Source organism: Planococcus glaciei (assembly GCF_900099655.1).
Lineage (GTDB): Bacteria > Bacillota > Bacilli > Bacillales_A > Planococcaceae > Planococcus > Planococcus glaciei.
In genome coordinates this window covers 287,918-300,815 of the sequence record NZ_FNDC01000003.1, presented here as the reverse complement: position 1 = coordinate 300,815, position 12,898 = coordinate 287,918, and the positions used below count along the sequence as shown (strand labels likewise).

General features: G+C 49.4%; 13 protein-coding genes. All 13 read left to right on the top strand.

The window, feature by feature from the left end; all coding sequences use genetic code 11:
• The first annotated feature begins 101 nt into the window (after window positions 1-101).
• The 13 genes from BLQ32_RS06610 (at window position 102) to BLQ32_RS06550 (ending at window position 12,802) form a co-directional block, all read left to right on the top strand.
• Entirely contained in the window at window positions 102-377 is a 276-nt protein-coding gene (locus BLQ32_RS06610; protein WP_036806803.1) for an extracellular matrix/biofilm biosynthesis regulator RemA family protein, read from the top strand.
• Window position 378: 1 nt separating this feature from the next.
• Entirely contained in the window at window positions 379-999 is a 621-nt protein-coding gene (gene gmk / locus BLQ32_RS06605) for a guanylate kinase (RefSeq protein ID WP_036806800.1), read from the top strand.
• Window positions 999-1,223 carry a DNA-directed RNA polymerase subunit omega gene (rpoZ, locus tag BLQ32_RS06600; RefSeq protein ID WP_036806797.1) on the top strand — a complete coding sequence of 75 codons (225 nt, stop codon included), beginning with the start codon at window positions 999-1,001 and terminating at the stop codon, window positions 1,221-1,223. The genes gmk and rpoZ overlap by 1 nt, the downstream gene beginning before the upstream one ends.
• Window positions 1,224-1,297: 74 nt before the next feature.
• Window positions 1,298-2,503, top strand: coding sequence for a bifunctional phosphopantothenoylcysteine decarboxylase/phosphopantothenate--cysteine ligase CoaBC (gene coaBC / locus BLQ32_RS06595; protein WP_036806794.1), 1,206 nt, complete (start codon window positions 1,298-1,300; stop codon window positions 2,501-2,503).
• Window positions 2,493-4,889: a primosomal protein N' gene (gene priA / locus BLQ32_RS06590; protein ID WP_074509554.1), complete on the top strand. Its 2,397-nt coding sequence runs from the start codon at window positions 2,493-2,495 to the stop codon at window positions 4,887-4,889. The genes coaBC and priA overlap by 11 nt, the downstream gene beginning before the upstream one ends.
• Before the next feature lie 17 nt (window positions 4,890-4,906).
• Window positions 4,907-5,422, top strand: a complete 516-nt coding sequence (gene def / locus BLQ32_RS06585) for a peptide deformylase (RefSeq protein WP_074509552.1) — start codon at window positions 4,907-4,909, stop codon at window positions 5,420-5,422.
• Window positions 5,419-6,351, top strand: a complete 933-nt coding sequence (gene fmt / locus BLQ32_RS06580) for a methionyl-tRNA formyltransferase (protein WP_074509550.1) — start codon at window positions 5,419-5,421, stop codon at window positions 6,349-6,351. The genes def and fmt overlap by 4 nt, the downstream gene beginning before the upstream one ends.
• Window positions 6,348-7,691: a 16S rRNA (cytosine(967)-C(5))-methyltransferase RsmB gene (gene rsmB, locus BLQ32_RS06575; protein ID WP_036806781.1), complete on the top strand. Its 1,344-nt coding sequence runs from the start codon at window positions 6,348-6,350 to the stop codon at window positions 7,689-7,691. Before fmt ends, rsmB begins: the two co-directional genes overlap by 4 nt.
• 167 nt (window positions 7,692-7,858) lie before the next feature.
• Window positions 7,859-8,608, top strand: coding sequence for a Stp1/IreP family PP2C-type Ser/Thr phosphatase (locus BLQ32_RS06570; RefSeq protein WP_235525010.1), 750 nt, complete (start codon window positions 7,859-7,861; stop codon window positions 8,606-8,608).
• 2 nt (window positions 8,609-8,610) lie between these two features.
• On the top strand, window positions 8,611-10,581 hold the full coding sequence (gene pknB / locus BLQ32_RS06565) for a Stk1 family PASTA domain-containing Ser/Thr kinase (RefSeq protein ID WP_074509548.1): 1,971 nt from the start codon (window positions 8,611-8,613) through the stop codon (window positions 10,579-10,581).
• A gap of 28 nt (window positions 10,582-10,609) precedes the next feature.
• On the top strand, window positions 10,610-11,506 hold the full coding sequence (rsgA, locus tag BLQ32_RS06560) for a ribosome small subunit-dependent GTPase A (protein WP_053166432.1): 897 nt from the start codon (window positions 10,610-10,612) through the stop codon (window positions 11,504-11,506).
• The gene (gene rpe, locus BLQ32_RS06555; RefSeq protein ID WP_036806772.1) at window positions 11,499-12,164 is read left to right on the top strand and encodes a ribulose-phosphate 3-epimerase; all 666 of its coding nucleotides are present in this window, start codon (window positions 11,499-11,501) and stop codon (window positions 12,162-12,164) included. Before rsgA ends, rpe begins: the two co-directional genes overlap by 8 nt.
• Complete coding sequence (locus BLQ32_RS06550) at window positions 12,161-12,802, top strand: thiamine diphosphokinase (protein WP_074509547.1); 642 nt, start codon at window positions 12,161-12,163, stop codon at window positions 12,800-12,802. The genes rpe and BLQ32_RS06550 overlap by 4 nt, the downstream gene beginning before the upstream one ends.
• Window positions 12,803-12,898: the final 96 nt, after the last annotated feature.

Sequence of the window (12,898 nt, the reverse complement as noted above, 5' to 3'; positions counted from 1 at the left end):
TCAAATCGTTTTGTTCCATCTTATCATTTTCCCGGTGTATTATGATATAATAAGACAGTTAGAAAGAAAACGAAGAACAAAGATCAGCAGCATTGGCGGTGATGGATTTGAAGAAATCGGTGAAATTTATCTCTCTTGGTGGCGGCAATGCCGTTTCGGTAAGCCGGATTGTTTCAATCGTGACGCCGGATTCTGCACCGTCGAAGCGGCTGGTCCAAGAAGCACGGGGAAAAGGCCTGTTGATCGATGCCACTGGCGGAAAAAAGACCAAGTCCATTTTTATTATGGACAGCGACCATGTGGTGATTTCCGCGGTATCTGCTGAAACAGTGATTGCCCGTGCGGAAGAAAATGATGACGAGACGAATGAGGGATAAGATGAGAAAACAACGCGGACTGCTGATTGTATTATCAGGGCCTTCGGGTGTCGGCAAAGGCACTGTAAGAAAAGCGCTGTTCTCGCAGCCAAATACAAATTATGAATACTCCATTTCCATGACAACGCGATCGCCGCGTGAAGGCGAAGTGGATGAAGTGGATTATTTCTTCAAGACGCGCAGCGAATTTGAAGAATTGATCGAACAGGACCAACTGCTCGAATGGGCGGAGTTTGTCGGGAATTACTACGGCACTCCACTTGAATACGTCAACAAAATGCGCGATGCGGGGCGTGATGTATTTCTTGAGATTGAAGTCCAGGGAGCTGCGCAAGTGCGCGCAAAAGTTCCGGACGGCTTGTTTATCTTCCTGGCGCCGCCAAGTTTATCGGAATTGGAAGAGCGGCTGGTCGGCCGCGGCACCGAATCGGATGATGTCATCGCTTCCCGCCTCCAGGCTGCAAGGCAGGAGCTTGAAATGATGAATTTGTACGATTATGTCGTGGAAAACGACTTGGTGGAACACGCATGCGAGCGCATCAATGCCATCATTATTGCTGAACACTGCAAACGGGAACGAGTAGAAAAAAGATATTTTGATATGCTAAAGGAGAATGTATAATGTTATATCCATCCGTTGATAAGTTAAAAAGCCAGGTCAATTCAAAGTATTCGCTGGTTGCTCTTGCATCCAAGCGTGCCCGTCAATTGCACGAACACAGCGACGAAAAGCTGGACAAATATGTTTCTGCCAAATCGGTCGGAAAAGCGCTTGAAGAAGTAGCTGCCGGCGTATTGAGACCGGAACATCAAGATGAATTTGCTATTTATGAAGATGAAATTTAACCATTAATCGCAACAGACGACTCCCAGAGCAAACTTGTTCTTTGGGAGTTTGTTGTTTAGAAAGGGTGTTTACGTTGTTGGCGAATCGTAAAATTTTATTGTGTGTAAGCGGAGGGATTGCTGTTTACAAAGCGGTTGCGCTTGTCAGCAAGCTGTCTCAGGCCGGTGCAACCGTCAAAGTGATCATGACTGCATCTGCGCGGCAATTTGTTCAGCCGCTGTCCTTCCAGGTCATGTCCAGAAACGATGTTTATTATGATACATTCGATGAAAAAGACTCATCAGTCATCGCGCATATCGATTTGGCCGACTGGGCAGATTTGATCCTCGTGGCGCCGGCTACTGCCAATGTCATCGGCAAATTGGCCAACGGCATCGGCGACGATATGCTGACCACGACGCTGCTTGCGGCAACTGCCCCGATTTGGGTGGCACCTGCGATGAACGTGCACATGTATGACCACCCGGCCGTCAAACGCAATATCCAACAGCTTCACGACGACGGCATCCGTTTCATTGAACCGTCCGAAGGATTCCTGGCTTGCGGCTATGTCGGCAAAGGCCGTTTGGAAGAACCGGAGAAAATCACCGCCTTGGTAGCGGATTATTTTGCACGGCCGAAATTGCTGGCGGGCAGAAAAGTAGTGGTAACGGCTGGACCGACGCGTGAGCGCATTGACCCTGTCCGTTTTCTTACAAACTTCTCGAGCGGCAAAATGGGCTATGCGATGGCGGAAGCCGCAGCTGAAATGGGAGCAGAGACTGTTCTGATCAGCGGGCCTGTCACACTTCCTGTGCCAAAAGGCGTCCAGCGGATTTTTGTTGAAAGTGCGGAAGACATGCTGAATGCCGTAAATGCGGAATACGAAACGGCGGATGTCGTCATCAAAACAGCAGCCGTGGCTGATTACCGGCCGATTGATGTCCATAGCCAAAAAATGAAGAAACAGGCAGGCGGTTCCACGCTCGAGTTGGAGCGCACTACCGATATTTTGCAGCATCTCGGGAAAACCAAAACCCATCAGCTATTGATCGGGTTTGCCGCGGAAACCAATGATGTGGGCCATTATGCAAAAGACAAGCTGGAACGGAAAAATGCGGATTATATTATTGCCAATGATGTCAGTGAAGCGCAGGCTGGATTTGAATCGGATACAAACCGGGTGACAGTATACGGCAAAGGCGGTTTTGAACAGTCATTCGAGATGATGCCAAAATTGGAACTTGCCCGCCGGCTGCTTGGGCTGATTATGGAAAAGGAAGATTTGCATGATCGCTGAAGTCATTGTCGACGTTGCTGCGCATCCCATTGACCGGCCTTTTGACTACGCCATCCCGGCTCACCTGCAAGTTCTGGTGGAGCCTGGCATGCGCGTAAAAGTTCCATTCGGCCCCCGCAAAGTGCTTGGCTTTATTACGGCGATAAAAGAAACATCCGAATTTGATCCGGCCCGTTTAAAACCAATCCATGAATTGATGGACGTCGTCCCCGTCTTAAATGACGAACTCTTGGAAATGGCCAAATGGATGAAAATCCAGACGGTTTGTTTTGAAATCGATGCGCTGCAGGTAATGATTCCTTCAGCACTCCGGGCAAAATACGAAAAACGCTTTGTGCTGAATGCCCAGCTGGAAGACATCGCGGAACCGCTCCGCAGTTATTTTGAAAAGCGGCCGTTTGTGCGTTCGCAGGACGCGGTTGAAGTATACGATTTGCTGAAAAAGGAATTGAACCGGGGCACGATCGTTGCCGATACGGATATTTCCCAGCAGACGGCCGTGAAAAAAGTCCGCATGATCCATATCGCGGATTCCCTCGAGAAACTGGAAGGCATTGAAATCCGCCCCAACGCCAAGCAGCAAGTAAAGCTGATGGCGTATATGAAAAATCATGCAGGACAGGCAATCGAATCGTCCCGGCTGCAAAAAGAAGCAGGCGTATCTTTGCCTACTATCTACGGATTGGTAGAAAAAGGCGCAGCTACTATAAGTAATGAAGAATCTTACCGCGATCCGATGCTGCAGGCGACAATTGAACAGAAACAGTCGCTCCAGCTTACCGAAGCTCAGCAGACGGCATTTAATGCCATCGAGCGGTCGTTGAACACTCCTAAAACCTTTCTTCTTCACGGCATCACAGGAAGCGGCAAAACCGAGATTTACCTTCAGACAATCGACCAAGTGCTGAAAGAAGGAAAAGAAGCCATTATGCTCGTTCCGGAAATTTCCCTGACGCCGCAAATGACGCTGCGCTTTAAAGAGCGCTTCGGCGATCTGGTGGCGGTGCTGCATAGCGGCTTATCAGCAGGGGAGAAATACGACGAGTGGCGGAAAATCCAGCGCGCGGAAGTGAAAGTGGTGGTCGGGGCACGTTCGGCCATTTTTGCACCGTTCCAAAACCTGGGATTGATCATTTTGGATGAAGAGCACGAATCGAGCTACAAACAGGATGACTCTCCACGCTACCATGCACGCGATGTCGCCATTTGGCGCAGCGAACAGCATAACTGCCCGGTCATACTTGGAAGCGCCACACCGTCGCTGGAATCATACGCGCGGGCGCAAAAAGGCGTTTACGAACTATTGGTGCTCGAAAAACGGGCGAAAAACCAGCCTTTGCCGGACGTCCAGATCATCGATATGCGGGAAGAGCTGCGAAACGGCAACCGTTCGATGTTCTCGATTCCGTTGGCCGAAGCAATTCGTGAACGGCTTGAGAGAAAAGAGCAAGTAGTGTTGTTCCTTAACAAACGGGGCTATTCTTCGTTTGTCTTATGCCGCGACTGCGGAACGGTCATGCAATGCCCGAACTGTGACATTTCACTTACGTATCACCGCTCAAGCGAATTGATGAAATGCCATTATTGCGGCTACGATGAACCGGTGCCGCATATCTGCCCGGAATGCGAAAGCGAACACATCCGCTTTTTCGGAACCGGTACGCAAAAAGTGGAAGAAGAACTGGCAAAATTGGTCCCGGAAGCCCGCGTACTGCGGATGGATGTGGATACGACCCGGAACAAAGGCGCACATGAAAAAATCTTGTCGGCGTTCGGGGAAGGGAAAGCGGATATTTTGCTCGGCACCCAGATGATAGCCAAAGGGCTTGATTTCCCGAACATTACTTTGGTCGGCGTACTGTCAGCGGATACAACTTTGCATTTGCCGGATTTCCGGGCTGCGGAGAAAACCTACCAGCTGCTGACGCAAGTAAGCGGGCGGGCAGGGCGCGATATCTTGCCGGGCGAAGTGTATGTCCAGTCGTATACACCGGAGCACTATGCCATTACGCTGGCAAAAGACCAATTGTACGAACCGTTTTATGACCAGGAAATGGCGATGCGAAGAGCAAGCGGCTATCCGCCGTATTACTACGTCGTCAACATTCAGTTTACCCATGAAGACTTGATGACGGTTGCGGGTTATGCGGACCAATCCGTCCGTTACCTGCAGTCCCAGCTGTCAGCCAGCACGATTATAATCGGGCCCTCGGCGTCACTTATTGCCCGTGTGAACAATAGATATCGCTATCAATGTTTGATAAAATACAAAAAAGAACCGAAACTTGCGGATGTTCTGCAGCAGCTGATTAAAATCTACCGCTCTGAGTGGCTAAAAAAAGGCGCTACGCTGTCGATTGATATGAACCCGACATCCGTGATGTAGAGAAAAGAGGACACCAAATGACTATACTCAATATTGTGAAACACCCGAACGAAATTCTGGAAAAGAAATGCCTGACAGTGACCAAATTCGATAAAAAGCTTGCCGTGTTGCTAGATGACATGCACGAAACGATGATTGCCAATGACGGCGTCGGAATTGCCGCACCGCAAGTCGGCGTGGACCAGTGCGTGGCCATTGTTGATTTTGGGGAAGGGCAGGATCCGATTGAAATGGTCAATCCGGAATTGGCGCTTTTTGAAGGAGCCGATACCGATGTGGAAGGCTGCTTGAGCTTCCCGGGGATTTTCGGTGAAGTGGAACGCCCAGATCACATTAAGATCAAAGCCCAGGAACGGGACGGTTCTTGGTATGAACTTGAAGCAGAAGGATACGAAGCGCGTGCAATTTTGCACGAAATGGACCATTTGGACGGCATTTTGTTCACCAGCAAAATTTCGAAATACGTCACTCAGGAAGAATTGGATGCCATGATCGCTGAAGCGGCAGCTGCAGAAGAGGAGGAATCGGTTTGACCAAGATCGTTTTTATGGGGACGCCAGCTTTTTCGGCCCCCATTCTTCGCATGCTCGTAGAAGAAGGCTATGACGTCGTTTCCGTTGTCACCCAGCCTGACCGGCCTGTCGGGCGCAAAAAAGTGATGACGCCGACACCGGTAAAAGAAGAGGCGCTGCGCCTTGGCCTGCCGGTCTACCAGCCCGAAAAACTGAAAAATCCCGAAGAATTGCAGCACGTCCTTGATTTGGCTCCGGACTTGATTGTGACGGCCGCTTTTGGCCAGATCTTGCCGAGCGAAGTGCTTGAAGCGCCAAAGCTTGGTGCGATCAATGTCCATGCCTCTCTTCTTCCTGCCTACCGCGGAGGCGCGCCGATCCACCAGGCGATTATGGATGGGCAAACTGAAACAGGCGTGACGATTATGTATATGGTCGACCGGCTCGATGCAGGGGACATCATTTCCCAAGTCACGGTGCCGATCGGCAAGACCGACCATACCGGCATCATGTTCGATAAATTGAGCGTGGCCGGCATGGAATTGCTGAAAGAAACTTTGCCTTCCATCATAAACGGGACCAATGAGCGGATTCCGCAGAACGAAGTGGAAGTGACCTATGCCCGCAACATTTCCCGGGAACAGGAACGCATTGACTGGGCATTGTCAGCTGAAGCCATCTACAACCAGGTGCGCGGCTTGCACCCATGGCCAGTGGCATTTACTGCGTACAAAGGCCAAAACATGAAAATCTGGTGGGCCGAAGAACGGGACTCTGCAAAAAGCGGCAAGCCCGGCGAAGTGCTCGAATTGGCGAAAGACGCCATACTGGTCCAGACGGGCAATGGCGTTCTGGCCATTACAGAATTGCAGCCGGCCGGCAAAAAGCGGATGTCTGCCACCGACTATTTAAAAGGACCTAAAATCCAGGCAGGAGATTTATTCGAATGAAAAATAAAAAATTACAAGGCAATGTAAGAGATGCCGCTTTTTCAATCCTATGGGCAGTCGAAAACAAGCAGGCATACAGCAATCTGCTGCTGCACCAGACCATTCAAAGCCACGGCATTGCAGATAAAAACAAGGGCCTGCTGACTGAAATCACTTACGGCACACTGCAGCACCAAATGACGCTTGACTATTATTTGGAACCGTACTTGAAAGGGAAAATCGAGCCATGGGTAAAAACATTGCTGCGCATGTCGCTGTACCAGATTGTTTATTTGGACCGGATTCCGGCCCATGCGGTCGTCCATGAAGCCGTGGAAATCGCGAAACGGCGCGGCCATGGCGGTGTAGCTTCCGTGGTCAACGGAGTTCTTCGGTCCGTTCAGCGCAGCGGAGTCCGCTCATTCAACACGATCAGCGATCCGTATGAAAAGATTGCCATTGAAACGAGCCACCCGGTTTGGATGATCAAACGCTGGGCAGAACAGTTCGGATTGGAAAAAACGCGCGAAATGGCATTGGAGAACAATAAAATTCCGCCGCAGACCGTCCGCGTCAATACCGTACAGGCGACGCCCGAAGAAGTGATTGAAATGCTTGAATCGGAAGGGCTGGAAGCGGTGCAAAGCGAACTGGTTCCGGAATGCCTCATTGTCACGAATGGCCAGCCGGCCAAAACGGCGACTTTCGAAAAAGGCTTTATCACCATCCAGGATGAAAGTTCGATGCTGCCGGCCTATGCCTTGCAAGTCGGACCAGAGATGGAAGTCCTGGATATGTGCGCAGCGCCGGGCGGCAAAACGACCCATATTGCAGAGAAAATGCAGAACAAAGGGCAATTGTTCGCGATGGATCTCCACCAGCACAAAATCAAACTGATTGATGAAACGGCGAAGCGCCTTGGCCATACGGTCATTGAAACAGAAGTCGGCGACGGCAAAAAGAGCGTTGAACGCTTTGGCGTTGAAAAATTTGACCGCATCCTGGTCGATGCGCCGTGCAGCGGGCTTGGCGTCATCAAGCGAAAACCGGACATCAAATACACCAAAAAAGAAGCGGATTTTGCACGTCTCCAGGAAATCCAATTGGAGCTGCTGGACCAGGCTTCGCAGTTATTAAAACCGGATGGCATCATGGTATACAGCACCTGTACGGTTGATTCAATTGAAAACCGGGGAACGGCGGAGAGATTCCTCAAAGACCATCCCGAGATGGAAAAAATCGAAGTGGCCTTGCCGAAAGCTCTTGGGCTTAAGAATACCGGCTTTGTCCAGATTTTTCCGCAGGATTTCGGCGGCGACGGATTCTTTATCTCGGCTTTCCGGAAAAAAGCTACGGCATAAAATAAAACTTGATCAGAGGGGTTTTCTTTCATTCCCCTTTAATTATTAGTGGGTCCTATCGGACTTCGACGGTCAGTGGATTTCACGCTTGTAAAAGCGGGAGTCCTACAGCCCGTTAAAGCGGATAAAATCCAGGCAATAACAGTCAAGGAACGGGGGAACGGGATTTGTTTCAGTACGTCATGGAAAGTGATACTGGCAGAAAACGCAAAATAAACGAGGACCGCGTTGCAGTCCTTCGGCGGCCGGATGGCCTTTTGTTGGCCATCGTAGCCGATGGAATGGGCGGGCATAACGCAGGGGATATCGCAAGCGAATTGACCGTTTCGACATTAGGCAGGCTTTTTACAGAAGAAAGTTCAGAGGCACTGTCAACAATAGAACAGCGCAAAACTTGGCTTTCGCTCAATGTCCAGTACGTGAACCGGCTTGTTTATGAATATGCACTGAACCATCCGGACTGCAAAGGGATGGGCACGACACTGATTGCCGCGCTGATTGACCGGTATGACTGCGTGATGTGCCATATTGGCGATAGCCGCGCTTACGTCATTGACGGGGCAGTCGAGCAATTGACGCGCGACCATTCTTACGTCAATGTGCTGGTGGACAGCGGGGAAATCAGTGAGGAAGAAGCGGAAGACCATCCAAAGAAAAACTGGATTGTCAAAGCGCTGGGAACCGATCCTGAAATTGACGGGGAAATTCTCCATTTCTCTTTGGAGAATTCTTCCTATTTGTTGATTTGCTCGGATGGTTTAAGCAATAAAATATCAAAAAAAGACATCGCAGCAATCGTACTTTCTGCTATCCCGCTTTCCCAAAAAGGGGAAGAAATGGTGAAACTCGCGAATGAACTGGGAGGAGAAGACAATATTTCGTTTGTCCTTCTTTCCTCAAAGGCTGAGGAGGAATAGCCATGTTGATCGGCAGAAGTATAAATGGCCGCTATAAAATATTGGAATTGATTGGCGGAGGCGGAATGTCAAATGTCTATCTGGCACATGACATGATATTGGACCGCGACATCGCCATTAAAATTTTAAGGTATGATTTTTCAAACGAAGAAGAATTGCAGCGCCGCTTTCAGCGGGAGGCCTTGTCGACGACGAGCCTCGCCCATCCAAATATCGTCAATATATTCGATGTCGGCGAAGAAGAGTCCATCCACTATTTGGTGATGGAGTATGTGCCGGGCAAAACTTTAAAAGAATACATAATCGACCACTCACCTGTGAGCCCTGAAGAAGCGGTTAAGATTATGACTCAATTGACATCGGCGCTCGCTCATGCGCATCAAAACCAGATTGTCCACCGGGACATCAAACCGCAGAATATTTTAATGGATAAGGAAGGCAATGTGAAAATCAGTGATTTTGGCATTGCAATGGCCCTTAGTGCGACTTCCTATACACAGACCAATTCCGTTCTCGGCACCGTCCATTATTTGTCGCCGGAACAAGCACGCGGCGGCACCGCCAATAAGAAATCGGATATTTATTCACTCGGCATCGTCATGTATGAATTGCTGACGGGGCAATTGCCGTTTTCAGGCGAATCCGCTGTATCGATTGCATTAAAACATCTGCAGACCGAAACGCCTTCTTTAAAGAAACTGGTACCTTCAATGCCCCAAAGCCTTGAAAACATTGTGTTGAAAGCAACGGCCAAAAATCCGCTGCACCGCTATCAGTCAGCGGATGAAATGCAGGAAGACATCGCCACAGCCCTTTTGCCGGAACGGCTGGACGAAGCGAAGTTTACGGTTCCCATTGATGCAGATGAAACAAAAGCGATGCCAATCATCAAAGACCGGGTAACGTATGAAAGCATGGAAAAAACGAAAGAACTAAAACCGGCCGCTGCCAAAACAGCGCCATCCCCTGCATCTCCGAAGAAAAAGAAGAAAAAAGGACCGTTGATTGCCGGGATTATTGGGCTATTGATCCTTGCTGGTTTGATAACGGCACTTGCTTTCCCTGAAATGTTCGCACCAAGGCAAGTCGCTGTTCCGGATATTTCCGGAATGGAACGCGATGAAGCTGTCGAAGAATTGCAGGCAATGGGCTTTGTGGTCGGAGAAGAGGAACAGCGGCCCTCAGAAGAAATTGAAGAAGGCCATGTGATTCGGACCATTCCGGAAGCTGGCAAAATGCGCGACCGTGAATCAGCGATTCAATTGTTTGTCAGCACCGGGAAAGAGTCGAAGGAATTTGCCGATTATGTCGGCCGCGACATCGAACAAACGCTGGAATTGCTGGATGGCGAGAATTTCAAATCAGTCGAGCAGGTAGCGGAGTTTTCTGATGAACCGGAAGGAACCATCCTAGAACAGGAACCGAGAGCCGGCGAAGAAGTCATTGTCTCTGAAACAGACGTTGAATTTGTGGTCAGCAAAGGAAAAGATATGCGCACCGTTGAAAATATAATAGGGTATACAGAAGACGATTTAAATGAATACGCCAGGTCTTCAGGCTTTAATATCCGCATCATCGGCGAAGAAGCTTCCGAGAACGCGCCGGTAGGGACCGTCTTGACGCAGAACCCGGCTGCAGACAAACAGCTGGAAGCAGGCAGCACAATTGAAGTGGTTATGTCTTCAGGCAAAGCGGCGCAGCCGCTCAAAACATATATCCATACCGTGGAAATTCCATTTGAACCGGAAGAGCCGCCGGCAGAAGGCGAAGAAGCGGCTCCGCAGAAAGTGCAAATTTATATTCAGGACCAAAAAAATACAATGGCCGAACCGGTCGAGGAATTCACCATTACGGGAACGGAATCCCGCAAAATCGAATTGCAGATTGCCGAAGGCGGCAGTGCCACGTACCGAATTGTCCGTGACGCTACTGTTATTTTGGAAGAAACCATTGCCTATGACAGCGTTGAGTAATGTTAAATGAAAAGGAGTGAAAGCAAGCATGCCGAAAGGTCAAATTAGAAAAGCGCTAAGCGGTTTTTATTATGTTCTGGATGAAAACGGGGAACGGTATATCCAGTGCAGAGGCCGGGGAGTTTTCCGCAACCGGCAAATTTCGCCCTTAGTCGGTGATTTTGTGGACTATGAAGCTGATAATGATCTAGAAGGAACCATTACAGTTGTCCACGAACGGAAAAACGAATTAGTGCGACCGCCCATTTCAAATATCGACCAGGCCATCCTTGTTTTTTCCGCAAAACAGCCGGACTTCCATCCCCTGCTGCTCGACCGTTTTTTAACGGCGATTGAGCAGCATGGCATCAAGCCGGTGATTTGCCTGACGAAAATGGATTTATTGAAAGACAGCGAAAAAGGGAAATTGGAGCACTTTATAGCGGATTATGAAAAAATCGGCTATGAAGTCATTCCCACCTTTAAAGGAGACCCGAGTTTACAGGAACGGTTGATGCCTGTATTGGAAGGGAAGATCAGTGTATTGGCTGGCCAGTCCGGTGTCGGGAAATCGACGATGCTCAACACGATCCTGCCTGCATTGGAGCTTAAGACGGATGATATTTCCAAAGCGCTGAACCGGGGCAAGCATACGACCCGCCACGTTGAGCTGATTGAAGTGAACAATGGCTTACTGGCAGATACACCGGGTTTTAGTTCTTTTGACTTCGACACGATTGAAAAAGAGGAATTGTCAGGCTGTTTCCCTGAAATGGCAGAACGGTCAAACAGCTGCAAATTCAGGGAATGCCTGCATTTGAATGAGCCGAAATGCGCCATCAAAGCGGCCGTGGAAGCCAATGAAATACCGGAATACCGCTACAAGCATTATTTGAAATTTTTGGAAGAAATAATGAGCCGAAAGCCGAGGTATACAAATGATTAAAATCGCCCCATCTATACTAGCTGCAGATTTTTCGAAATTGGGCCAGGAAGTTCTGGAAGTGGAACAAGCCGGAGCGGATTGGATCCATATTGATGTAATGGACGGCCATTTTGTGCCGAATATCTCTTTTGGCGCCGTTGTGGTAGATGCGCTTCGTCCGCTGACAAACCTTCCGTTGGACGTTCACTTGATGATTGAAAATCCCGACCGTTATATCGAAGATTTTGCTAATGCCGGCGCCGATTACATCACCGTCCATGTAGAAGCGGCCCCGCATCTTCACCGCACCATCCAGCTGATCCGTTCATTGGGCGTTAAGCCGGGAGTCGTCTTGAACCCGCATACTCCGGTTGAAACGATCCAGCATGTACTGGAAGACATCGATTTGGTTCTGTTCATGACGGTCAATCCCGGATTTGGCGGACAGAAGTTCATCCATTCCGTCGTTCCGAAAATTGAGCAATTGTCTCAGATAATCCGTGAGCGTGGATTGGATATCGAAATTCAAATCGACGGCGGCATCAATGAAGAAACAATTGTGCCATGTGCAAAAGCCGGAGCGAACGTGTTTGTCGCCGGCTCTGCCATCTATAGCCAAAAAGACCGTGCAGCAGCCTTGCAGGGAATCAAACAGGCAGGAGAAGAGGCGGTAGTGTGATTGTCGTTGTGACCGCCGGAGGTCCAGTGAAGGAGCTTCCCGATTTTTCTTCATGGCCTTCTGCTATTTATATTGGAGTGGATGCCGGAACCATCGTGCTGCTGGAACGGGGCATTCAGCCCGCGGCAGCGGTAGGCGACTTTGATTCGGTGTCGGCAGCGGAAATGGCCAGAATTGAAACGCTTTTTCCGGAACTGAACCGGGCAGCAGCTGAAAAAGATGAAACCGATACAGAACTGGCCTTGGAAAAAGCGATGGATTTTGCACCCGAAACAGTTATTGTGACCGGTGTGACCGGCGGCCGCTTGGACCATTACATGAGCGCTCTTCAAGCCATCTACAAATACCAGGAGAAATTTCCGGATACCGGCTTCGTGCTGGTCAACCGGCAGAACCGCATCCGTTTTTTGGCTCCCGGCGTCCACCGGATCTCGCCAGATCCGACATACCGTTACATCTCGTTTTACTCTTTTGCCCAGGAAGTCCAGGGCTTTAATCTGAAAAATTTCAAGTACGAAGTGGATAATGAAGCAATTCCGTTCGGATCGACGCGTTTTATCAGCAATGAGCTGGAAACGGAAGGCGTCGTTTCTTTTGCAAGCGGAAGCTGCATCGTGATTGAGAGTTCCGACCAGTAGAAATGCGAGCTGGTTGTTTTATGGAAGGACGCAAAAAAGATTCCGGAATGAATAATCCGGAATCTTTTTTTGTTTAATGGCATGATGAAATCAACG

What these genes read in the sequence shown, in the direction of transcription:
- def (WP_074509552.1), top strand. Translation starts at nt 4,907, where the DNA reads ATGACTATACTCAATATTGTGAAACACCCGAACGAAATTCTGGAAAAG.
- rpe (WP_036806772.1), top strand. Translation starts at nt 11,499, where the DNA reads ATGATTAAAATCGCCCCATCTATACTAGCTGCAGATTTTTCGAAATTG.
- gmk (WP_036806800.1), top strand. Translation starts at nt 379, where the DNA reads ATGAGAAAACAACGCGGACTGCTGATTGTATTATCAGGGCCTTCGGGT.
- pknB (WP_074509548.1), top strand. Translation starts at nt 8,611, where the DNA reads ATGTTGATCGGCAGAAGTATAAATGGCCGCTATAAAATATTGGAATTG.
- rsgA (WP_053166432.1), top strand. Translation starts at nt 10,610, where the DNA reads ATGCCGAAAGGTCAAATTAGAAAAGCGCTAAGCGGTTTTTATTATGTT.
- rsmB (WP_036806781.1), top strand. Translation starts at nt 6,348, where the DNA reads ATGAAAAATAAAAAATTACAAGGCAATGTAAGAGATGCCGCTTTTTCA.
- BLQ32_RS06610 (WP_036806803.1), top strand. Translation starts at nt 102, where the DNA reads ATGGATTTGAAGAAATCGGTGAAATTTATCTCTCTTGGTGGCGGCAAT.
- priA (WP_074509554.1), top strand. Translation starts at nt 2,493, where the DNA reads ATGATCGCTGAAGTCATTGTCGACGTTGCTGCGCATCCCATTGACCGG.
- rpoZ (WP_036806797.1), top strand. Translation starts at nt 999, where the DNA reads ATGTTATATCCATCCGTTGATAAGTTAAAAAGCCAGGTCAATTCAAAG.